The following is a 22,354-nucleotide window of genomic DNA, read 5'->3' as shown; positions in this document are numbered from 1 at the left end:
GGCGGCGGTTTTCGTTTGCGCGCGGGCGCCGGCAGCATTCGTACCCACGCGCAACGCGGCGGCGCCCACAACTGTGAACTCCGTCGTCCTGCGTCGTGAACCTGATCGAGCGCATGGTTTCGCCTGAAACCACGCCGTTACTGCGAAAGCCCCGCCACTGCTTGCTTTCCGTTGGTTTCCCCTACGCCAGCGAATGTGACATCGGTCCATAAAGTACGGCGCAGCTGCGCCGCTATCTCGGGTTGACGGCAGTCACCGATCCTTCACCCGGCACCACCGTTCCCTCCTGCAACGACCTTTTGCCCGCGGCGCCGCCGCCGGTATTCTGCCCACCCTGGAGCACCCTGCATGAAGTGGTTCCACGATCTGCCCATCGCCCGCAAGCTGGCTGTGGGATTCACCCTGACCACCCTGATGACCGTCGTGCTGGGTGCGTTCGCCCTGGTCCGCCTGTCCGAAGCCAACGCGCAGCTCAGCGCGATGGCCTCCAACGATATTCCGTCGGTGCAGTACCTCGGCGAAGTGCGCTCGCAGCTCGGTGAGTTCCGTACCTACGAACTGGCCCAGATCAGCATGCTGGACCAGCCGGAGAAGGTGGCCGACTACAACAAGCGCATGAACGACACCGCCACGGTGGTGCGCCAGCAGCTGGCCGCCTACGCCGCCCTGCCGGCCGGGGCCAAGGAGCGTGCGCTGTACCAGTCCGTGCAGGCCGACATCGATGGCTACTTCGCAGCCAACACCAAGCTGCGCGAAGCGGCCACCGCCGGTGATGGCGAATTGGCCCGGCAGATCTCCGACGAACAGTCGCGCCCGCTGCGCCGCAAGGCCTTCGAGGACCTCAAGACACTGGGCGCTTACAGCAGCTCGCTCATGCAGGGCAAGATCGACGCCGCCAATGCGACCCACCGCAACAGCATGCTGGCCATCATCGCCGCCATCGTGCTGCTGGTCGTGGTTGCCGCCACCCTGGCCGTGGTCATCTCGCGCGCCGTGGTCGGCCCGCTGGGCAAGGCCGTGCAGGCCATCCAGGCCGTCGCCCGCGGCGATCTCAGCGTCACTACCCAGGCCACCGGCAAGGATGAGGCGGGTCGCATGCTGGCGGCCACCGCGGAGATGACCGCGATGCTGCGTCGCTTCTCCGAGCAGACCCAGCTGATGGCACAGATGCATGCCGGTCCCGATATCAGCCACCGCATTCCGGAAGACTTCCCGGGTGTCTATGGCCAGCTCGCCGGCGGCATCAACACGGTGATCTTCGAACACCTCGATGCAATCCGTGATGCCATCGATGTGCTCAACCAGTACGCCACCGGCAACCTCGCCCCCGATGCGCGCCGGTTGCCGGGCAGCCGCGCGATCCTGCACGAATCGATGGATGCTGCCAAGGCCAGCCTGCTGGCCATCAACACGCAGATCCAGCAGCTGGCATCGGCCGCCGCCGCCGGCGACTTCAGCCAGCGCGGCGATGCGCAGCGCTTCAATCACGATTTCCGCTTGATGATCGAGCAGCTCAACAGCATGATGGAGGTCGCCGACGGCAATCTTGGCCAGCTCTCGCAGCTGCTGCAGTCCATCGCCGCGGGCGACCTGACCGCACGCATGGACGGCCAGTTCCACGGCGTGTTCGCCCGCATGCGTGACGATGCCAACACCACCGTCGCACAGTTGACCCAGATCGTCAGCCAGATCCAGGCCAGCACCTCGAGCATCACCCTGGCCTCGGGCGAAATCGCCTCGGGCAACAGTGACCTGTCGCGCCGTACCGAACAGCAGGCCGCCAATCTGGAAGAAACCGCCGCCTCGATGGAGGAACTGACCTCCACCGTGCGCCAGAATGCCGAGCACGCCCGCCAGGCCAACCAGCTCGCCATCGGCGCGCACGGCGTGGCCTCGCAGGGCGGCGAAGTGGTCGGCCAGGTGGTCACCACCATGTCGGCCATCGAAGCGTCCTCGAAGAAGATCGCCGAGATCATCTCGGTCATCGACGGCATCGCCTTCCAGACCAACATCCTGGCGCTGAATGCCGCAGTGGAAGCGGCCCGTGCAGGCGAACAGGGCCGTGGCTTTGCCGTGGTCGCCAGCGAAGTGCGTACCCTCGCCCAGCGCTCGGCCGCCGCCGCCAAGGAGATCAAGGGGCTGATCGACGAATCGGTCGGCAAGGTCGCCGAGGGTTCCAGCCTGGTCCACCAGGCCGGCAGCACCATGGGCGAGATCGTCGCGTCGGTGCAGCGCGTGACCGACATCATGGCCGAGATCTCCGCCGCCTCGCAGGAACAGTCGGCCGGCATCGAGCAGGTCAACCAGACCGTGGTGCAGATGGACGAAACCACCCAGCAGAACGCCGCGCTGGTGGAAGAAGCCACCGCCGCCGCGCGGGCGATGGAAGACCAGGCCGCACAGCTGGGCGAGGCCGTCGCACGCTTCCGCCTGGCCGCACCGAGCGCGGGCAATGCGCTACCGCGCGCAGCCATGGCCGTGGCCGTGGCCAGCAGTGCTCCGCGCAAGGCGGCGCCCGCATCCATCGCCGCACCTGCGCGCGTGCGCAAGCCCGTTGCGCAGCCGGCCCTGGCCGGTGACGGCGACTGGCAGGAGTTCTGATCGCAGCATCGGGGTGGCCGCGCGCCACCCCGTCAGCGGAAAGGCAGCGCCGGGCCATGCCCGGCCCGGGCACCACGCTTGCCCGACCGCCGCGGGCATGGCACAACGGAGCAAACGAGTGCGTTCGGTGCTACATAAATCCGCAACGCAGCCGATACCTCTTTCGAGCCACGCGCCCACACGCGTCGGCGCCCGCCCCTGACCACAGATTCCATGTCCGACGGCCACGACACTGCACTGCCCGAAGTCCATGCGGCCGACGCCGCGGATGATCGCTTTCTGGTCCGCAACCCCCGCCAGGTGAGGCAGCTGCTGCGTTCACTGATCGACCAGCGATCACTGATCAACGCCCATATCGACGGCCGCGATCGATCCTTCCCCACCGCCCTGCTGGAACTGGACGACGACGAGGATTTCCTGCTGCTCGATGGCAGCCCGCAGGAGGCCTCCAACCGCGCCGCCGAACAGTCCGACCACCTGCTCTGCTTCGCCCAGCTGGAACGGGTACTGGTGCGTTTCCGCCTGCATGACCTGCAGCGCGTGGACAACGAGGGCCATGTGGCGTTCCGCGCACCGCTGCCCGATGAACTGGTGCACCTGCAGCGGCGCGAACTGTACCGGCTGGAGACCCCCATCACCGACTCACCGCAATTGCTGCTGCCAGCGGGCGAGGCCCGCGCCGAAGCCTTGTCGATGCGGGTGGTGGACATCAGTGGCGGCGGCCTGGCGGTGACCGTGCCCACCGACTGCGCCATCTTCAGCCTGCAGCAGCGCTACCGGGCGCAGCTGTCGATGCCCGATGGCCCGGACCTGCAGATCGAACTGGTGGTCTGCAACCTGCTGCCGCAACGCCTGCCCAACGGCACCGAGGTCAAGCGCGTCGGCATGCGCTTCGACGACCTGCCGCGCGGCGGCGACAGCGCCATCCAGCGCTACATCTTCCGCATCGACCGCCAGCGCAAGGCACGCCGCAACGGCGAGCTCTGACACCCCCACGTTGGGTAGTGCCGGCCGCTGGCCGGCAACCTCGAAACCGCGTGGATACCGGTGCCAGCAGATCCACGCCATGCGTGGACGCAGGAGCCAGTAGACCCACGCCATGCGTGGATGCAGGAACTGCCGGCCAGCGGCCGGCACTACCAGATGCCTAAAGTCCCCCACCCAGGGGCCGATATCGAGCCTGACACCGGCACTTCCGGCAGAACCAGGACCCCTCGATGAACGACAAGAACAGCTCCGCCGCCGGCGCCGATGGCGAATTCCTCAGCTTCACCCTCGGCGCCGAGCACTACGGCGTGGACATCCTCAAGGTGCAGGAAATCCGCGGCTACGACGCCGTCACCCGCGTCCCCGATGCCCCGGACTACATCAAGGGCGTGATCAACCTGCGCGGCACCATCGTGCCGGTGATCGACCTGCGCCTGAAGCTGCGCCTGGAAGACGCCCGCTACGACGCCTTCACCGTGATGATCGTGCTCAACGTGGAAGACCGCGTGGTCGGCATTGTGGTCGACAGCGTCTCCGACGTGATCCCGCTGTCGGCCGAGCAGATCCGCCCGACCCCGGAATTCGGCGCGGCCGTCGACACCCGCTTCATCTCCGGCATCGGCACCCACGACGACCGCATGCTGATCCTGCTGGATATCGAAACCCTGCTGGACAGCGCCGACATGGGCCAGACCAACGTCGTCGAAGACGCTGCCGCCTGAGCAAACGGACCTTTTTCACGTTTCTGTTACGCAGCCCTTCAGTTCCCCTCATCCACGCCGATAGGGGGACAGAAGCCGGTCGCGCAGGAACGCGCCAAGGCCGGATCCACCATCACCATCCCCGGAGAATCACCCCGATGAAGTCCCTGCTTGCGTTCGTTTCGGCTGCCGTCCTGGCCACCACCGCTTCCTCCGCCTTCGCGCAGTCGGCCGAGATGATTCCGCCGGAGATGGCACCGCGCGCCGTCGGCAAGGACGGCATGGTCTGCGGCAAGGTCGAAAAGGCCCGCTTCGCAGAAGGTTCCGAAGGCCAGCCGACCTTCCTGTACATGGGCGGCGCCTTCCCGCGCCACACCTTCTCGGCACGCATCGCCGGCGAGAACCGCGGCAAGTTCTCCTTCCCGCTGGAAACCCTGGAAGGCAAGACCGTGTGCGTGATCGGCAAGATCCAGCGCGACGCCTCGCGCGCGGAAATCGAAGTCAGCTCGCCGTCCAGCCTGAAGCTGGCCAACATCAAGTAATCCGCTGTCCGTCAGACCGCGCCGGCCAGCGTGCCGGCGTGGCTGTTGCAACCGGGCCCCGCGCCCGGCCGCGTCTGCCTTAGGAGATCGCAACGCCCATGCCGTGGATCAACAACCTGAAACTGATGCCGAAGCTCATGCTGACCTTCGGTGTCCTCTTGCTGGTGATGCTGCTGCAGGGCATCGTCGCCTACCGTGGCCTGCATTCGCTGAACAACGTGACCACCGAACTGGCTGGTTCACGCATGGAGAGCATCCGCATGGCCGGCGAGATGCGCGGCATGCTCGGCGAGTACCGCAACAGCGCCTACCAGCAGCTGATCCGCGCCAGCGACGACGTCAAGGCCGACGCCCGCAAGCAGGCCGTCGAACTGCGCACCAGCATGGACAAGTCGATCAAGGACTATCCGAAGCTGGTCGACAACGCACAGCAGAAGAAGCTGTTCGACACCTTCGCCAAGGACTGGAAGGACGCGCTGGCCTCCTATGACAGCGTCACCGAAATGCTGGAGCTGGACCTGCCCGACGATGCGATCGACACCTTCGTCGGCGAAACCCGCACCAAACACCGCAAGGCCGGCGCCGCGCTTGAAGCGCTGATCGCCGAAGACAACCGCCTCGCCCGCGCCTCGCGCGACGAAGCCGCCTCCACCTATTCCGCCTCGGCCGTGCTGACCGTCATCGCCCTGCTCGGCGGCGCCGCGCTCGGCCTGGTGCTGGTGTGGCTGTTCGCCCGTGCCCTGGTCGGCAGCGTGCGTGGCGCTGTCTCGGTGGCCAACGACGTCGCCGGTGGCAAGCTTGATGGCCATATCGACGTCAGCCGCCAGGACGAAGTGGGCGAACTGATGCAGGCCATGCAGCGCATGCAGCGCGACCTGCGCGAGCGCACCGAAACCGACCAGGCCATCGCCCGCGAGAACCTGCGCATCCGCACCGCGCTGGATTACAGCTCGACCGGCGTCTACCTGACCGACCCCAACAACACCATCGTCTACAGCAACCGCGCCCTGCAGCAGACCCTGGCCCAGTACCAGGACGAGCTGCGCCGCGACCTGCCCGACTTCGACGTCCACGCCTCACTGGTCGGCAAGCCGGTCACCGTGCTTGAACACCGCGGCGAGATGGACAACACCCTGCTGGCCAACCTCAAGCAGCATGGCGTTGCCCGCCGCCCGATGCAGTATGGCGATGCCCAGTTCGCCCAGGTCGTGTCGACCATCCGCAACGAAGACGGCGACACCGTCGGCTACGTGGTGGAATGGCGCGACCGCACCCAGGAAGCGCAGGTCGAGGCGGAAGTGGCACGGGTGATCGCCCAGGCCGCTGCCGGCGACCTGTCCGGCCGCATCGATGCCAACGACAAGGAAGGCTTCTTCCTGCAGCTGGCCCACCAGATCAACGGCCTGCTGGACGCCAACTCGGGCAGCATCGAACAGATCTCCGGCCTGCTCGCCGCACTGTCGCAGGGTGACCTGACCGTGCGCATGCACGGCGACTACCAGGGCGTGTTCGCCCGCATGCGCGACGATGCCAATGCCACCGCCGCGCAGCTGAGCGAGATCGTCACCCGCATCAAGCAGTCCAGCCGTGCGATCAGCTCGGCCGCCGGTGAAATCGCCTCCGGCAACAGCGACCTGTCGCGCCGCACCGAACAGCAGGCCGCGAACCTGGAAGAAACCGCCGCCTCGATGGAAGAACTGACCTCCACCGTGCGCCAGAACGCCGAGCACGCCCGCCAGGCCAACCAGCTCGCCATCGGCGCGCACGGCGTGGCGTCGCAGGGTGGCGAAGTCGTCGGCCAGGTGGTCACCACCATGTCGGCCATCCAGGCCTCGTCGAAGAAGATCGCGGAAATCATCTCGGTGATCGACGGCATTGCCTTCCAGACCAACATCCTGGCGCTGAACGCCGCGGTGGAAGCAGCCCGTGCCGGCGAACAGGGCCGCGGCTTCGCCGTGGTCGCCAGTGAAGTGCGCACCCTCGCCCAGCGCTCGGCCGCTGCCGCCAAGGAGATCAAGGGCCTGATCGACGACTCGGTCGGCAAGGTCAACGACGGCTCGGCACTGGTGCACAAGGCCGGGGCCACCATGGGCGAGATCGTTGCCTCGGTGCAGCGCGTGACCGACATCATGGCCGAGATCTCCGCTGCCTCGCAGGAACAGTCGGCCGGCATCGAGCAGGTCAACCAGACCGTGGTGCAGATGGACGAAACCACCCAGCAGAACGCCGCGCTGGTGGAAGAAGCCACCGCCGCCGCACGTGCGATGGAAGAACAGGCGGGCCACCTCAGCGAGGCGGTCTCGATCTTCGTGGTCGACGAAGCCGAAGCCGTGGTCGCCACGCGCGCACCGGCACCACGCGCGCCGGCACCGGCAGCCCCGGGTCCGGCAGCGGCCGCAGCGCCAGCCCGCCGCAGCACCGGCGGCCGATCCATGGCCACCGAACTGGCTGATGGAGACTGGCAGGAATTCTGATTCCTGCCTGACCTGAGGCACGAAAACGCCCCGGCCCTGCGCTGGGGCGTTTTCCTTTGCGGCCTCGCCAGGTGTTGTCCAGCCAATGGCGCAGTGCTTCGGGGTCAGATCCGTTTTCCGTAGGAAAACGGATCTGACCCCTCTTTCCAATTGGAAACTCAACGCACTTGCCGTCCGACACCGGGACGCCAGATGAGTCGTGCGGGGATGGGCTGGCGGGACCGTTGGCGCCATGGATGGCGCCATCGAGCCCCCATGGATGGGTTTACGGCGTGTCCCGCCAGCCCATCCCCGCACGGCTCCCCCTCAACATTGCAGAGCCGACCATCCGCAGTTGCTGTTGCTCTCGCTCCAAAAGCCTGCCGCAGGCAGCGCCGCAGCCGCCGCTGCAAACGAACCTGAATACGTTCGAACAGCCCACCTCAATCCCCCGCCCCCGCGGCCGATAACGGTCATGTCACCGCTGCTCCCGATCAGCACCGGCGCCTCCACCCACCACCACCCGGGTACTGCTCGATGAATCTCCTGCATCGCTGGCAACACTACTTCAGCAATCTCTCCGTCCGACGCAAGCTCAATCTGCTCACGCTGCTGATCGCACTCGGCGTGATCGCGCTCTCGGTGATCGCTGCCCGCATGCAGTACCTGGACCTGACCGATACCCGCAAGTCTTCGCTGAAGACCCAGGTCGAACTGAGCTACGGCATCCTCGACCACTACCATCGCCTGGCCGGAACCGGCGAGCTCAGCGAAGAAGCGGCCAAGGCTGCCGCGCTGCAGGCGCTGGAAGTCATGCGCGCGCACAACGATACCTATTACTACAACATCTACGACACCGGCTATCACGTGCTCATGCACCCGTTCCGCAAGGATCTGGTAGGCAAGGACATGAAGGATTTCCGTACCGGCGATGGCATCCGCATCTACTACGACCAGATCGAAGCAGCCAAGGCCGGCGGCGGTTTCGTCGCCTATCGCTGGGCCAAGCCCGGCGAGAAGGGGGAAGTCGAAAAGGTCGCCTACGCTGGCCTGTTCAAGCCCTGGAACTGGGTGGTCAGCAGCGGCGTGTACATGGATGACGTGCAGCAGCAGGCACTGGCCTTCACCGCCATCATGACCCTGGCCGGCGGCGTGCTGGTGCTGATCGTGCTGGCATTGAGCTGGGTCATCGGCAACCGCATCGCACGCCCACTGAAGCTGGCCACCGCCGTGGCCGAAGGCATCGCCGGCGGCAAGCTGGACAGCCACATCGGCCCCCAGCCGCATGACGAAACCGGTCGCCTGCTCGAAGCCATGTCGCGCATGCAGCAGCAGCTGCACGCGGTCATCAGCGGCCAGCGCGAGATGGCGCGCCGTCACGATGGCGGTGAACTCAGCTACCGCATCGACGCCAGCAGCTTCCCCGGTGAGTACGGACTGATGGTGCAGGAAACCAACGTCCTGGTCGGCAGCCACGTGCAGACCCTGCACGATGTACTGAACGTCGTGCAGCAGTACGCCGTGGGCGACCTCAGCAGCGACATCGCGCGCTATCCGGGCGAAAAGGCGGCGATGACCACCACCGTCGACACGGTCAAGGCCAACCTCGGCCGCATCAACGCCGAGATCAAGCGCCTGGCCAGTGCCGCCGCCGCGGGCGACTTCAGCCAGCGCGGCGACGCACAGCACTTCGATCACGATTTCCGCACCATGCTGGAGAACCTCAATGCCATGATGGCAGTCAGCGATGACAACCTCGGCAAGCTCTCGCAGCTGCTGTCGTCCATTGCCGACGGCGACCTGACGGCGCGCATGCACGGTGACTACCAGGGCGTGTTCGCCCGCATGCGCGACGATGCAAACGCCACGGTCAGCCAGCTGACCCAGATCGTCGGCCAGATCCAGGCCAGTGCCTCCAGCATCACCCTGTCGGCCGGCGAAATCGCCTCGGGCAACAGCGACCTGTCGCGCCGTACCGAACAGCAGGCCGCCAATCTGGAAGAAACCGCCGCTTCGATGGAGGAACTGACCTCCACCGTGCGCCAGAACGCCGAGCATGCACGCCAGGCCAACCAGCTCGCCATCGGCGCGCATGGCGTGGCCTCGCAGGGCGGCAGCGTGGTCGGCCAGGTGGTCACCACCATGTCGGCCATCGAAGCGTCCTCGAAGAAGATCGCCGAGATCATCTCGGTCATCGATGGCATTGCCTTCCAGACCAACATCCTGGCGCTGAACGCCGCGGTGGAAGCAGCCCGTGCCGGCGAACAGGGCCGTGGCTTTGCCGTGGTCGCCAGCGAAGTGCGTACCCTTGCCCAGCGCTCGGCCGCCGCCGCCAAGGAAATCAAGGGCCTGATCGACGACTCGGTCGGCAAGGTCGCCGAGGGTTCCAGCCTGGTCCACCAGGCCGGCAGCACCATGGGCGAGATCGTCGCCTCGGTGCAGCGCGTGACCGACATCATGGCCGAGATCTCCGCCGCCTCGCAGGAGCAGTCCGCCGGCATCGAGCAGGTCAACCAGACCGTGGTGCAGATGGACGAAACCACCCAGCAGAACGCCGCGCTGGTGGAAGAAGCCACCGCCGCCGCGCGGGCGATGGAAGACCAGGCCGCACAGCTGGCCGACGCCGTGGCGATCTTCCGCCTCGACAACCAGGTCGCTGTCGCAGTGAAGGCGGTGACCGCCAAGGTCGCGCCGAAGGCTGCCAGCCCTGCGCCTTCGCGACCGCTGTCGACGCCGGCACCGATCCGCCGTACCCACTCCAGCACCGTCGTCTCCAACGACGGCGACTGGCAGGAATTCTGATCCTCGCGGCGGCTCCGGCCGCCGCCCCGCCGATGGACACGTCACCCGTGCAGAGCCCTACCCCCATCGTCAGCGGTACGCGCGAATTCGAATTCGCCGACCGTGATTTCCGCCGCGTCTGCGACCTGATCTACCAGCGCGTGGGCATCGCCCTCGCCCCGGCCAAGCGCGACATGGTGTACGGACGCCTGTCGCGCCGCCTGCGTACGCTGGGTATGCGCAGCTTCCAGCAGTACCTGGACCACCTGGAACAGGGTGATGGTGACGAGTGGCAGGCATTCACCAATGCGCTGACCACCAACCTCACTGCGTTCTTCCGCGAGCCGCACCATTTCGACAAGCTGCGCGAAGAGCTGCAGCAGCGCAACGGGCGCGGTCCGCTGCTGTTGTGGTCGTGCGCCGCCTCCACCGGCGAAGAGCCCTACTCGATGGCGATCACCGCCTGCGAAGCGTTCGGCACCCTGAAGCCGCCGGTACGCATCGTCGCCACCGACGTCGACACCCAGGTGCTGGCCACCGCCGGGCGCGGCGTCTACAACATCGACCGTGTCGCCGGCCTCGACCCGGACCTGCGTCGCCGCTATTTCCAGCGTGGCAGTGGCCCCAACGAAGGCCAGTGCCGCGTGCTGCCGGCGCTGCGCGAACTGATCGAATTCCGCCCGTTGAATCTGCTGGCACCGCGTTACGACGTCGGCGGCCCGTTCGATGCGCTGTTCTGCCGCAACGTGATGATCTACTTCGACAAGCCGACCCAGCGCGCGATTCTTGGCCGCCTGGTCAACCACCTGGCCGACGACGGCCTGCTCTATACCGGCCACTCGGAGAACTACCTGCACGCGGCCGACCTGATCCAGCCCTGCGGCCGTACCCTGTACCGTCGTGCGGCAAAGGCCGGCGCATGAACGCATCACTGCGTACCGACGATGTGATGCGCTACCAGGACGCACGCTTCAAGACCATCGCCGCCAAGCTGCTGCCAACCCAGTACCTGGTGGTGGATGACACCACCGCGCTGACCACTACGCTGGGCTCCTGCGTGGCGGCTTGCCTGCGCGACCCGGTACTGAAGATCGGCGGCATGAACCACTTTCTGCTGCCCGAAGGCAACGCCGGCGACGGCGCGCCCGCACGTTATGGCAGCTATGCGATGGAACTGCTGATCAACGACATGCTCAAGCGCGGCGCCCACCGCAAGCGCATCGAGGCGAAGGTGTTCGGCGGCGCCAACGTGCTGAAGGGTTTCACCAGCAATCCGGTAGGCACCCGCAACGCCGAGTTCGTGCGCCAGTACCTGCAGGCCGAACACATCCCGATCCTCGCCGAGGACCTGTGCGGCATCCATCCGCGCAAGATCTGGTTCTTCGCCGATACCGGCCGCGTGGTGGTGCAGCGCCTGCCACACGCCCACGAAGCCGAAGTCGCCGCGACCGAATCGGCCGTGCGCGCACGCCTGTCCAAGGCCCCGGTCACCGGTGGCGTGGAGCTGTTCGAATGACCCTGACCGGCAACGCCCCCTGCCGGGTCCTGATCGTCGACGACTCCGCCGTCGTGCGGCAGATGCTTACCGAGATCCTGTCCAGCGATCCGGCCATCGACGTGGTCGGCACCGCCGCCGACCCGCTGCTGGCCCGCGAGAAGATCAAGCGCCTGGCCCCGGACGTGATCACCCTGGACGTGGAAATGCCACGCATGGATGGCCTGGCGTTCCTGGAAAACCTGATGCGCCTGCACCCGCTGCCGGTGGTGATGATCTCCTCGCTGACCGAACGCGGCGCCGATACCACCCTGCAGGCACTGGGCCTGGGCGCGGTGGACTTCGTGTCCAAGCCCAAGCTCGACGTGGCCCGCGGCCTGCAGAGCTATGCCGATGAAATCATCGCCAAGGTAAAGATGGCTGCGCGTTCCCGGGTGCGCCCGCTGGTACGCGTGGCCACGCCGAAACTCACGCTGGACACAGCACCTGCCGCGCGCCCGGCAGCAACGCAGTTCCGCACCACCGACCGCCTGATCGCCATCGGCTCGTCGGCTGGCGGTACCGAAGCATTGCGCGTGGTGCTGGAAGGCATGCCCGCCGACGGTCCGGCCGTGGTGATGACCCAGCACCTGCCCGCCAGCTTCAGCACCGCCTTCGCCGAACGACTGGACCGTCACTCGGCGATGGCCGTTCGCGAAGCCAGCGACGGTGAAGCGGTATTGCCCGGCCACGCCTACCTCCCTCCGGGCGGCAAGCACCTGCGGATCATCCGCGACGGTGCGCGCTGGCGCTGCCGTGTCGACGATGGTCCTGCGGTGAACCGGCACAAGCCGGCGGTGGACGTGCTGTTCCGCTCGGTGGCACAGAGCGCGGGCGGCAATGCCATCGGCGCGATCCTCACCGGCATGGGCGACGACGGCGCACGCGGCCTGCTGGAAATGCGCCAGGCCGGCGCGCCGACGCTGGTGCAGGACGAGGCGACCAGCGTGGTCTGGGGCATGCCCGGCGCGGCCTTCAAGCTCGGCGCTGCCGAGGAACAGGTGCCGCTGGAGCGCATTGCCGAACGACTGCTGGCGATGGCCCGCGGCTGACCGACCACAGCGCCGCAGCGCCTCATCCCGTCTTTCAAACGCCGGCCCCGGAGGGGTCAGCTTTTTCGCTTTTCAAGGAGCTATACCATGGCCCAGCGCCGCTTCCCCACCCGAACCTCGCTGCTGGCTGCCGCGCTGCTGGCCCCGCTGGCGGCCACGTCTGCCGCACAACCAGCATCGCCCCACCCAACACCCGCCGCTGCCACCGACACCGCTACCACCACCGACCACCCTGCCCCCTGGACTGATCGGGTACAGATCCAGAGCGGTCCGGCCGGCGCGCTGAAGCGCATGCACGCACCCGACGTGGCGCTGCGCATCGTCACTCCCGATGACAGTGAGGCGCTCACGCCGAAGGGGCTCGCGCTTCTCTTCAGCGGCAACGAGCCGGACTACTTCCAGCGTAACAATCTGCCCGGCAGCATCATCGAAGGACAAGCCAGTCCCGCCATCACGCTGATGCCAAACGTGGCCAAGGCGCTGGTGGGCGGCTACTTCCGCTATGCACCCGACGCGCTGCCCGCGCAGACCAGTATCCTGCGCTTCAGTGCAGACACGTGGGCGCTGGTGCACCAGGGCAACACACGCAAGGATCCGCTCTACCGCCTCAACCACTCCAGCACCATCGAGCAGCGGCGTGCCGACGGTACGCTGGCGGAAATCATCAGCTGCAATGACAGCGACAACCGCGCAACCCTGGAAGCGTGGCAAGCCGATGATTACGCGCGGCTCAAGGCGGCCGCGCAGATGATCACGATGAAATGCATCGAGAAGTTGGTCAAGAGGATCCCCGCGATGTACCCGCGCCCGTTGGCCGCTGAAGATGTCAGCGCCTATGCTGACGGCGCCGCTCCCCCGGCACGGGTGCGCGTCTACGCCGCCCTGGGGCGCACCACCACCCTGTACACCGATGCCGCCTGCCGCGAAGACTACCGCGACAGGATCGACGTCAAGTACAACAACGCCGGCGACAAGGGCGTGCTCGGCATCCCCGTTACGGAAACCCTGCGCAGCAAAGAGAACGAGCGGTTTTCCACGCTCAGCTACCAGGAATACGAAGTACCCGGTGGCAAGCCGCTGATCTTCGAGGCACGCTTCGACGCAAGCAGTCGCGTGTACTGCGACGGCAAGCTGTCGGGTCAGTTCGTGGCCAGGCCCGGCCAGGATTACGAGGTGGAATTTGAAGTGGCCGACAAGATCTGTCGGCTGCATATCCGCCAGGTGCATACCGATGGCAGCGTGACACCGCAGCAGGCGCGGCCAACCCCCACGATCTGCGAGGGCACCCGCGCGCCGGTGCGCATCGAACCGCGCCAGGACATGCAGGTCCTGCTGTTCACCCCGGGCAAGCTGCAGATCCAGGACACCACGCAGAACAGTGCGCCCCAGCAGCTGAGCGACAACGCCAACGCCAACGCCGCACTGCAGCAGGTGCTGCAGCAGGCCAGCAGCACCCCCGGTACGCGGTTGTGCATCGTGACGCCCGGCAGCACCTACAGCAGCCCACTGCGCGACGCGCTCTGGAACCGGGTGCTGGAATCGCCACAGGCGCTGCCCAGTCTGTGGCTGGAGGCTGCCGCAGTCACTCCGTCGCACAGCGCCGCAGCAGGCGCCCAGGTCGACCTCGCCACCGCCATGACCCACTGCAAGGCCATCCCGATCAAGGAATTCGCGGCGCAGTGAGTTGCAGCGCGCGCACCCGTCACGTTTCCCCAAGGAGTACCACCGTGGCATTACGCCCAACCTGCCTCACCGCCGCGTTCGCAGCCAGCCTGCTGCTGGCTCCGTCGGCCCACGCCGTCGACGAAGGACACGCACCGGCGCCCGATGCCGCCGCCGTGACCACGATCGATGCAACGCCCGATCGGGCAACGGATGCCATGCCGGCCCCTGAAACATCGGCCACCTCCCCCGTGGTCGATGCCGTTGGTGACGCGCCGGCAACCATGGTCGTTGCCGGACCGGCCGCCGGGGACGTCACAGTGGCTGTGGCACCCGCACTGGATCTCAGCAGCCTGCAACGGGTAAAGGTCACTTCCGGCCTGGGCGTCGGTCCCAACGGCAATCGCGTGGGCGACCATGTGCTGCGCCTGGTGATGCGCGGTGACACCGCCGCGGTCACCGCAGCCAAGGTCGGTCTGTCTGCCTTGGCGTTCGTCACCGGCGTGGGTGACATCGGCACCAGCAACAGCTTCAGCAAGAACAACGTGCGCGGCGAGGACATCCAGTCCGTTCCCAGCCCGGCCTTCGGCGCGTTGCCCGGCATGATCCGCGAGCAGCTGGCGCTCTATTTCGCAGCGCATCCCGGCGCCATTCCCAGTGACGAGCGCACCGTGGAAGCCAGCGCCGGTCAGTGGTCGCTGGTGTACCAGAAGCTCAGCGACGCAGAGACCCAGTATGAGCTGCGCCACGATGTAACCATCGGCTTCCCGCTGGTGCGCAAGCTGTTCCGCAGCGCCAGTGGCGGCCAGGGAGTGCACTGCCAGGACGAAGCGCGTGTTGCTCCGCTGCAGGAATGGCAGGCCGACGACTACGCCAAGGCGAAAGCCGCATCGCGTGAGTTCGCCGAAGCCTGCATCGTCCGCTTCGTCGCCGAGCTGCCGCGCCTGTTCCCTGACCACGGCGCGTTGCCGGAAACGGCCGCGGACCCGGAGCTGCCGACGGACACGCCAGCGGTGACCGAGGAAACGGCCGCCGCCCTGGCCTGACCCCGCACGGACCTGAATCGCGGCCAGCGGCCGGCACTACCAGGCATCATCGGCACAACAAAAAACCCCCGGCTCTCACCGGGGGTTCTTCGTTTCAACGGGCTGCCGGCCAGCGGCCGGCACTACCCTCAGGCAGCGACCGTGTTGGCCACGTCCTGGTATTCCTCGATCTGGTCGAAGTTCATGTAACGGTAGATCTCGCTGCCGCTGGCGGCGATCACACCGATATCGGCCATGTACTCTTCCTTGGTCGGGATGCGGCCCAGGCGCGAGCAGATTGCCGCCAGTTCCGCCGAACCCAGGTACACGTTGGTGTTGCGGCCCAGGCGGTTCGGGAAGTTGCGGGTCGAGGTCGACATCGCGGTGGAGCCTTCGCGGATCTGCGCCTGGTTGCCCATGCACAGCGAGCAGCCCGGCATTTCCATGCGTGCGCCGGTCGCGCCGAAGGTGCCGTACACGCCTTCCTTGGTCAGCTCGGACGCATCCATCTTGGTCGGCGGGGCCACCCACAGGCGGGTCGGCAGGTCACGCTTGCCTTCCAGCAGCTTGGCAGCCGCACGGAAGTGACCGATGTTGGTCATGCACGAACCGATGAACACTTCGTCGATCTTGGCGCCAGCGACTTCGGACAGGGTCTTCACGTCGTCCGGGTCGTTCGGGCAGGCCACGATCGGCTCGTGGATGTCGGCCAGGTCGATCTCGATGACGGCGGCGTACTCGGCGTCGGCATCCGGCTCCAGCAGCTCCGGGTTGGCCAGCCACGCTTCCATCTTCTCGATACGGCGCTGCAGCGAGCGCGGATCCTGGTAACCCTCGGCAATCATCCACTTCAGCAGCGTGATGTTGCTGGTGAGGTACTCGATGATCGGCTCCTTGTTCAGGCGCACCGAGCAGCCGGCCGCCGAACGCTCGGCCGAGGCATCGGACAGTTCGAACGCCTGTTCGACCTTCAGCTCCGGCAGGCCTTCGATCTCCAGGATGCGGCCGGAGAAGATGTTCTTCTTGCCAGCCTTGGCCACGGTCAGCAGGCCCGACTTCATCGCGTACAGCGGAATCGCGTTGACCAGGTCACGCAGGGTCACGCCCGGCTGCATCTTGCCCTTGAAGCGCACCAGCACCGACTCCGGCATGTCCAGCGGCATCACGCCGGTGGCAGCGGCGAAGGCGACCAGGCCCGAACCGGCCGGGAACGAAATGCCCACCGGGAAACGGGTGTGCGAGTCGCCACCGGTGCCGACGGTGTCCGGCAGCAGCATGCGGTTGAGCCAGCTGTGGATCACGCCGTCGCCCGGACGCAGCGAAATGCCGCCGCGGGTGGAGATGAATTCCGGCAGGGTGTGGTGGGTCTTGACGTCCACCGGCTTCGGGTAGGCCGCGGTGTGGCAGAACGACTGCATCACCAGGTCGGCCGAGAAGCCCAGGCAGGCCAGGTCCTTCAGCTCGTCGCGGGTCATCGGGCCGGTGGTGTCCTGCGAGCCCACCGAGGTCATCTTCGGTTCGCAGTAGGTGCCCGGGCGCATGCCCTGGCCTTCCGGCAGGCCACAGGCGCGGCCAACCATCTTCTGCGCCAGCGAGAAGCCCTTGCCGGTGTCGGCCGGCTGCACCGGCAGGCGGAACAGATCGGTCGGGGCCAGGCCCAGCGCTTCACGCGCCTTGCCGGTCAGGCCACGGCCGATGATCAGTGGAATGCGGCCACCGGCGCGCACTTCGTCGAACAGCACTTCGGACTTGACCTGGAACTCGGCGATCACTTCACCGTTCTTCAGCGCCTTGCCTTCGTACGGACGCAGCTCGACCACATCGCCGTGCTCCATCTTCGACACGTCCAGCTCGATCGGCAGCGCGCCGGCATCTTCCATGGTGTTGTAGAAGATCGGGGCGATCTTCGAACCCAGGCAGACGCCACCGGCGCGCTTGTTCGGGATGTACGGAATGTCATCGCCGGTCCACCACAGCACGCTGTTGGTGGCCGACTTGCGCGAGGAACCGGTGCCGACCACGTCGCCGACATAGGCGACCAGATGGCCCTTGTCCTTCAGCGACAGGATCTGCTGGATCGGGCCACGCTTGCCATCTTCTTCCGGGGTGAACGGCGCGTCGTCGCGCTTGTTCTTCAGCATCGCCAGTGCGTGCATCGGAATGTCCGGGCGGGTGGTCGCGTCCGGTGCCGGCGACAGGTCGTCGGTGTTGGTTTCGCCCGGCACCTTGAATACGGTGACGGTCAGGCTCTGCGGCACTTCCGGGTTGCTGGTGAACCACTCGGCATCGGCCCAGCTCTGCAGTACGGCCTGGGCGTTGGCGTTGCCGGCCTTGGCCTTTTCCTGCACGTCGTGGAAGGCATCGAACACCAGCAGGGTCTTCTTCAGACCGTTGGCGGCGATGGTGCCGATGGCGGCATCGTCCAGCAGCTGCACCAGCGGCGCGACGTTGTAGCCGCCCAGCATGGTGCCCAGCAGCTCGGCGGCGCGCTCGCGGCTGATCAGCGGGTTCTGCTCGCTGCCCAGTGCGATCGCAGCCAGGTACGAGGCCTTGACCTTGGCCGCGTCATCGACGCCGGCCGGCACGCGGTGGGTCAGCAGGTCGAGCAGGAACTCGGCCTCGCCCTGCGGCGGGTTCTTCAGCAGTTCGATGACATCGGCCGTCTGCTGCGCGGTCAGCGGCAGGGGCGGGATGCCAAGCGCAGCGCGCTCGGCGACGTGGTGGCGGTAGGCTTCCAACATGACAACTCCCGGGTAATGCGTGAGGTGAATAAAAAGTGGGCTCAGGCTTGCGGCACGATCAGCTTCAGGCCCTTGAAGTAGTCGCGATAAAACGTGTCGTTCCAGGTGATCAGGCCATCGCACTGCAGCAGGGCGTGCGCGCCGATCATGAATTCGTCCAGGCCACGGCGATGGCTGCCGCCGCGCTGGCGATGGCGGCGATGCATCTCACCCGCGCGCAGTGCCGATTTGGCTTCCAGCGCGTTGAAGTGCACGCCCATTTCCTCCAGCGCTTCCAGCACCTCGGCGCCGCCGCGCAGCGCCGCACAGATCTCGGCCAGGGTCGCGCCGCAGACCACCACGCGGCCACCGACCAGGCTCTGCCGCAGGCAGGCTTCCACCGCATCGGCCTGCGGGCCGTTGCTGAGCAGTTCGACCAGTACCGGTGAATCGACGGCGATCATCACCGCTTACTCCTCGTCGCGCAGGTCGCGCACGGCCGCGTCGGCCGATTCGAAGCCGTCCAGCGAGAACTTTCCACGGGCGCGGGAGATCGCATCGTCCACGCTCTTGCGCAGGATGATCCGGCTGCCTTCCAGCTCCACCTTCAGCAAGGTGCCCTTGGTCAGGCCCAGCGCATCGCGCACTGCCTTGGGCAGGGTGATCTGTCCGCGTTCAGCAACGGTGGCTTCCATGGGGTACGCCTCAAAAAGTATGCATGAATTATACATACCCGTCGCATCCGGAACAAACCTCCCGATATGCGACCCTGATCTCTCGTCAGTCGCAGCCGGGGGTTAGACTCGCCCAGCAGCCCTGCTGCGCCCCGGCTGGACGCCCCGGCGCTCCAACCGCACCTATCCGCTCCATAAATAAGGAAGTTTCATGCGCGCGCTCGCCCTTGCCCTGATCCTCGCAGTCCCGCTGGCCGTTTCGACGACCTCCGCCCATGCCAACCCGTTCGGCGCCTACACCACCGGCATCGAGATCACCCAGCAGCAGATGGACACCCTGGAGGTGGGCAAGACCACCCAGGACAATATCCGTGAGAAATTCGGCGCCCCCGGCCGCCGCGAACAGCTGGGCGACACCCAGGTCTGGTACTACGACTTCGTGAAGATCAAGAGCTTCGGCAAGAACATCCAGGAAGCGACCGTACTGGAGTTCAACAAGCAGGGCGTGCTGACGGCCAAGTCCAAGAGCAACGCTGTCGGCAAGACCGGCAATCCGCTGATCGATGCCGCCAACGGCAAGTAAGTCCTGCAGCCGATGCATTCCTGGACGGGGCGCCCATGAGCGCCCCGTCTGCGTGCGGGCCGGCGCAGAAACGATGCACACGCTGACACGAAGGCTACACACACCGCTGTAACCTTGCGTTCCAAGCCTGCCGGGTCATTGCCGGGCACTGGATCGCCGATACTGGGCAGGATCCGGGGCCGGAGTGCCACCGGCAAACGCAAGCAGGCCCGCCCATGCGGGCCACTGCAAGCCATCCGCAAGAGGAGTCATCCCGCATGAGCGATTCGTTCTCCACCCGCAGCCAGCTGGACGTCGGCGGCAAGACCTACGACTACTTCAGCCTGCCCAAGCTGGGCCAGCGCTTCGACATCTCCCACCTGCCCTACTCGATGAAGATCCTGCTGGAGAACCTGCTCCGGCACGAGGATGGCGGCGTCACCGTCGGCAAGGATCACATCGAGGCCGTCGCCCGCTGGCAGCCCAGCGCCGAACCGGATACCGAAATCGCCTTCATGCCCGCGCGCGTGGTCCTGCAGGACTTCACCGGCGTGCCCTGCGTGGTCGACCTGGCCGCGATGCGCGATGCGGTGGTCAAGCTCGGCGGCCGCCCCGAACAGATCAATCCGCTGATTCCCTCCGAACTGGTCATCGACCACTCGGTGCAGGTGGATGTGTTCGGCAAGCCCGACGCACTGGACCTCAACGGCAAGATTGAATTCCAGCGCAACCAGGAACGCTACGGCTTCCTGCGCTGGGGCCAGAAGGCCTTCGACAACTTCAAGGTGGTGCCGCCCAACACCGGCATCGTCCACCAGGTGAACCTGGAAAATCTGGCCCGCGTGGTGATGACTGCGGACAAGGACGGCAAGGCCGTTGCGTATCCGGATACCGTGTTCGGCACCGACAGCCACACCACGATGATCAACGGCATCGGCGTGCTCGGCTGGGGCGTGGGCGGCATCGAAGCCGAGGCGGCCATGCTCGGCCAGCCTTCGTCGATGCTGATTCCGCAGGTGGTCGGCTTCAAGCTGACCGGCAAGCTGCCCGAAGGCGCCACCGCCACCGACCTGGTGCTGACCGTCACCCAGATGCTGCGCAAGCTCGGCGTGGTCGGCAAGTTCGTCGAGTTCTACGGTGATGGCCTGCAGCATCTGCCACTGGCCGACCGCGCGACCATCGGCAACATGGCCCCCGAATACGGCGCCACCTGCGGCATCTTCCCGATCGACAACGAATCGCTGACCTACCTGCGCCTGTCCGGCCGCAGCGAAGAGCAGATCGCCCTGGTCGAAGCCTACGCCAAGGCGCAGGGCCTGTGGCACGACGCCAACAGCCCGCATGCGCAGTACAGCACCACGCTGGAACTGGACATGGGTACGGTGAAGCCCTCGCTGGCCGGCCCCAAACGCCCGCAGGACCGCGTGCTGCTGGAAGACGTGCAGAAGAACTACCGCGACGCGCTGGTCGGCATGACCGCCAACCGCGACAAGCGCAGCGAGGATGTCTCCACCTTCGTCAATGAAGGCGGCGGCGCCGCAGTGGGCAACGAGCAGCTGGCCAAGGGCCATGCCGACATCGAGATGGACGGCAGGAAGGTGCGGCTGAAGGATGGTGCGGTGGTCATCGCCGCCATCACCTCGTGCACCAACACCTCCAACCCGGCAGTGATGATCGGTGCCGGCCTGCTGGCCCGCAACGCGGCCGCCAAGGGGCTGGACCGCAAGCCGTGGGTCAAGACCTCGCTCGGCCCAGGCTCGCGCGTGGTCACCGACTATCTTGAAAAGGCCGGCGTTCTCACCGAGCTGGAGAAGATCGGCTTCTACGTGGTGGGCTATGGCTGCACCACCTGCATCGGCAACTCCGGCCCGCTGCCGACCGAAGTCAGCGCCGGCATCGCCAGTGGTGATCTGGTAGTGACCTCGGTGCTGTCGGGCAACCGCAACTTCGAGGGCCGCGTGCACCCCGAAGTGAAGATGAACTACCTGGCCAGCCCGCCGCTGGTGGTGGCCTACGCCATCGCCGGCACCACCGACATCGACCTGACCACCGAACCGCTGGGCGCCGGCAGCGATGGCCAGCCGGTGTACCTGCGCGACATCTGGCCGAGCAACAAGGAGATCGGCGACGTCATCGCCGCCACCGTCGGCCCGGAGATGTTCAAGCAGAACTACGCCGACGTGTTCAAGGGCGATACCCGCTGGAACACCATCGCCTCGCCGGACGGTGACCTGTACGAATGGAGCGATGCGTCCACCTACATCAAGAACCCGCCCTACTTCGATGGCATGACCATGCAGGTCGGCAGCATCGATGATGTGCACGGCGCACGGGTGATGGGCCTGTTCGGCGATTCGATCACCACCGACCACATCTCCCCGGCCGGCAACATCAAGAAGGATTCGCCGGCGGGCCGCTTCCTGCAGGAGCGCGGCGTGCAGCCGGCCGACTTCAACAGCTACGGCAGCCGCCGCGGCAACGATGACGTGATGGTCCGCGGCACCTTCGCCAACATCCGCATCAAGAACCTGATGTTCGGTGGCGAAGAAGGCGGCAACACCCTGTACTACCCGGGCAACGGCGGCCAGCCGGAAAAGCTGGCGATCTACGATGCGGCAATGAAGTACAAGGCCGACAAGGTGCCGCTGGTGGTGCTGGCCGGCAAGGAATACGGTACCGGCTCGTCGCGTGACTGGGCCGCCAAGGGCACCCTGCTGCTGGGGGTGAAGGCGGTCATCGCCGAAAGCTTCGAACGCATCCACCGCTCCAACCTGGTCGGCATGGGCGTGCTGCCGCTGCAGTTCCGCAACGGCGAAAACGCACAGTCGCTGGGCCTGGATGGCTCGGAAGTGATCGATGTCACCGGCCTGCAGGACGGCGCCAGCAAGCGCGCCACGGTCACCGCGACCAAGGCCGATGGCACGAAGAAGACCTTCGAAGTCTCGGTGATGCTGCTGACCCCGAAGGAAGTGGAGTACTTCCGCCACGGTGGCCTGCTGCAGTACGTGCTGCGCCAGCTGGCAGGTCGCTGAACCCTTCCGTGGACCCAATGGGCGGAAG

16 protein-coding genes are annotated in these 22,354 nt (G+C 66.4%); 13 read left to right on the top strand and 3 right to left on the bottom strand.

The genetic code is table 11. The features are described from left to right. Positions 1-348: 348 nt before the first annotated feature. The 11 genes from ACUXVE_RS18175 (at position 349) to ACUXVE_RS18125 (ending at position 15,359) form a co-directional block, all read left to right on the top strand. Positions 349-2,601 carry a methyl-accepting chemotaxis protein gene (locus ACUXVE_RS18175; protein ID WP_222389708.1) on the top strand — a complete coding sequence of 751 codons (2,253 nt, stop codon included), beginning with the start codon at positions 349-351 and terminating at the stop codon, positions 2,599-2,601. A 213-nt stretch (positions 2,602-2,814) separates the two neighbouring features. Then, positions 2,815-3,588 (top strand): flagellar brake protein, encoded by a 774-nt coding sequence (locus tag ACUXVE_RS18170; protein ID WP_222389709.1) that lies wholly within the window; start codon positions 2,815-2,817, stop codon positions 3,586-3,588. Between the two features lie 230 nt (positions 3,589-3,818). After that, a complete protein-coding gene (locus tag ACUXVE_RS18165; RefSeq protein WP_025878967.1) occupies positions 3,819-4,310 on the top strand; it encodes a chemotaxis protein CheW in 492 nt (163 codons plus the stop codon). 137 nt (positions 4,311-4,447) lie between these two features. Beyond that, positions 4,448-4,831: a hypothetical protein gene (locus tag ACUXVE_RS18160; protein WP_025878966.1), complete on the top strand. Its 384-nt coding sequence runs from the start codon at positions 4,448-4,450 to the stop codon at positions 4,829-4,831. A 98-nt stretch (positions 4,832-4,929) separates the two neighbouring features. Next, entirely contained in the window at positions 4,930-7,305 is a 2,376-nt protein-coding gene (locus tag ACUXVE_RS18155; RefSeq protein WP_222389710.1) for a methyl-accepting chemotaxis protein, read from the top strand. Between the two features lie 516 nt (positions 7,306-7,821). After that, positions 7,822-10,086 (top strand): methyl-accepting chemotaxis protein, encoded by a 2,265-nt coding sequence (locus ACUXVE_RS18150; RefSeq protein ID WP_445514912.1) that lies wholly within the window; start codon positions 7,822-7,824, stop codon positions 10,084-10,086. Positions 10,087-10,118: 32 nt separating this feature from the next. Continuing rightward, a complete protein-coding gene (locus tag ACUXVE_RS18145) occupies positions 10,119-10,988 on the top strand; it encodes a CheR family methyltransferase (protein WP_032975462.1) in 870 nt (289 codons plus the stop codon). Then, positions 10,985-11,581 (top strand): chemoreceptor glutamine deamidase CheD, encoded by a 597-nt coding sequence (cheD, locus tag ACUXVE_RS18140; RefSeq protein ID WP_025878962.1) that lies wholly within the window; start codon positions 10,985-10,987, stop codon positions 11,579-11,581. Before ACUXVE_RS18145 ends, cheD begins: the two co-directional genes overlap by 4 nt. After that, positions 11,578-12,651 (top strand): protein-glutamate methylesterase/protein-glutamine glutaminase, encoded by a 1,074-nt coding sequence (locus ACUXVE_RS18135; RefSeq protein ID WP_222389714.1) that lies wholly within the window; start codon positions 11,578-11,580, stop codon positions 12,649-12,651. Before cheD ends, ACUXVE_RS18135 begins: the two co-directional genes overlap by 4 nt. Before the next feature lie 87 nt (positions 12,652-12,738). Beyond that, positions 12,739-14,334 (top strand): hypothetical protein, encoded by a 1,596-nt coding sequence (locus tag ACUXVE_RS18130; protein ID WP_445514911.1) that lies wholly within the window; start codon positions 12,739-12,741, stop codon positions 14,332-14,334. A 44-nt stretch (positions 14,335-14,378) separates the two neighbouring features. Beyond that, positions 14,379-15,359: a hypothetical protein gene (locus tag ACUXVE_RS18125; RefSeq protein ID WP_445514910.1), complete on the top strand. Its 981-nt coding sequence runs from the start codon at positions 14,379-14,381 to the stop codon at positions 15,357-15,359. A 128-nt stretch (positions 15,360-15,487) separates the two neighbouring features. Here ACUXVE_RS18125 and acnB read toward each other — a convergent pair whose 3' ends face one another. From acnB to ACUXVE_RS18110, 3 genes are read right to left on the bottom strand one after another with little or no spacing between them, the layout of a single operon-like run. Then, positions 15,488-18,079 (bottom strand): bifunctional aconitate hydratase 2/2-methylisocitrate dehydratase, encoded by a 2,592-nt coding sequence (gene acnB, locus ACUXVE_RS18120; protein WP_445514909.1) that lies wholly within the window; start codon positions 18,077-18,079, stop codon positions 15,488-15,490. A 41-nt stretch (positions 18,080-18,120) separates the two neighbouring features. Further along, positions 18,121-18,522 carry a type II toxin-antitoxin system VapC family toxin gene (locus ACUXVE_RS18115; RefSeq protein WP_025878956.1) on the bottom strand — a complete coding sequence of 134 codons (402 nt, stop codon included), beginning with the start codon at positions 18,520-18,522 and terminating at the stop codon, positions 18,121-18,123. Positions 18,523-18,528: 6 nt separating this feature from the next. Beyond that, positions 18,529-18,753, bottom strand: coding sequence for an AbrB/MazE/SpoVT family DNA-binding domain-containing protein (locus ACUXVE_RS18110; protein ID WP_025878955.1), 225 nt, complete (start codon positions 18,751-18,753; stop codon positions 18,529-18,531). Between the two features lie 190 nt (positions 18,754-18,943). On the opposite strand from ACUXVE_RS18110, the gene bamE reads away from it, so the two are divergent. Then, a complete protein-coding gene (gene bamE / locus ACUXVE_RS18105) occupies positions 18,944-19,315 on the top strand; it encodes an outer membrane protein assembly factor BamE domain-containing protein (protein ID WP_093818232.1) in 372 nt (123 codons plus the stop codon). Between the two features lie 257 nt (positions 19,316-19,572). After that, positions 19,573-22,326: an aconitate hydratase AcnA gene (gene acnA / locus ACUXVE_RS18100; RefSeq protein ID WP_445514908.1), complete on the top strand. Its 2,754-nt coding sequence runs from the start codon at positions 19,573-19,575 to the stop codon at positions 22,324-22,326. Positions 22,327-22,354: the final 28 nt, after the last annotated feature.

It is taken from the genome of Stenotrophomonas sp. 3(2025) (assembly GCF_052665395.1).
The sequence above is the reverse complement of the archived record's forward strand: the minus strand, read 5'-3'. Positions and strand labels throughout refer to the sequence as shown.

Coding starts and splice junctions, on each gene's coding strand:
- cheD (WP_025878962.1), top strand. CDS start 10,985: ATGAACGCATCACTGCGTACCGACGATGTGATGCGCTACCAGGACGCA.
- acnA (WP_445514908.1), top strand. CDS start 19,573: ATGAGCGATTCGTTCTCCACCCGCAGCCAGCTGGACGTCGGCGGCAAG.
- ACUXVE_RS18150 (WP_445514912.1), top strand. CDS start 7,822: ATGAATCTCCTGCATCGCTGGCAACACTACTTCAGCAATCTCTCCGTC.
- ACUXVE_RS18160 (WP_025878966.1), top strand. CDS start 4,448: ATGAAGTCCCTGCTTGCGTTCGTTTCGGCTGCCGTCCTGGCCACCACC.
- ACUXVE_RS18110 (WP_025878955.1), bottom strand. CDS start 18,753: ATGGAAGCCACCGTTGCTGAACGCGGACAGATCACCCTGCCCAAGGCA.
- ACUXVE_RS18165 (WP_025878967.1), top strand. CDS start 3,819: ATGAACGACAAGAACAGCTCCGCCGCCGGCGCCGATGGCGAATTCCTC.
- acnB (WP_445514909.1), bottom strand. CDS start 18,079: ATGTTGGAAGCCTACCGCCACCACGTCGCCGAGCGCGCTGCGCTTGGC.
- ACUXVE_RS18175 (WP_222389708.1), top strand. CDS start 349: ATGAAGTGGTTCCACGATCTGCCCATCGCCCGCAAGCTGGCTGTGGGA.
- ACUXVE_RS18135 (WP_222389714.1), top strand. CDS start 11,578: ATGACCCTGACCGGCAACGCCCCCTGCCGGGTCCTGATCGTCGACGAC.
- ACUXVE_RS18155 (WP_222389710.1), top strand. CDS start 4,930: ATGCCGTGGATCAACAACCTGAAACTGATGCCGAAGCTCATGCTGACC.
- ACUXVE_RS18170 (WP_222389709.1), top strand. CDS start 2,815: ATGTCCGACGGCCACGACACTGCACTGCCCGAAGTCCATGCGGCCGAC.
- bamE (WP_093818232.1), top strand. CDS start 18,944: ATGCGCGCGCTCGCCCTTGCCCTGATCCTCGCAGTCCCGCTGGCCGTT.
- ACUXVE_RS18130 (WP_445514911.1), top strand. CDS start 12,739: ATGGCCCAGCGCCGCTTCCCCACCCGAACCTCGCTGCTGGCTGCCGCG.
- ACUXVE_RS18145 (WP_032975462.1), top strand. CDS start 10,119: ATGGACACGTCACCCGTGCAGAGCCCTACCCCCATCGTCAGCGGTACG.
- ACUXVE_RS18115 (WP_025878956.1), bottom strand. CDS start 18,522: ATGATCGCCGTCGATTCACCGGTACTGGTCGAACTGCTCAGCAACGGC.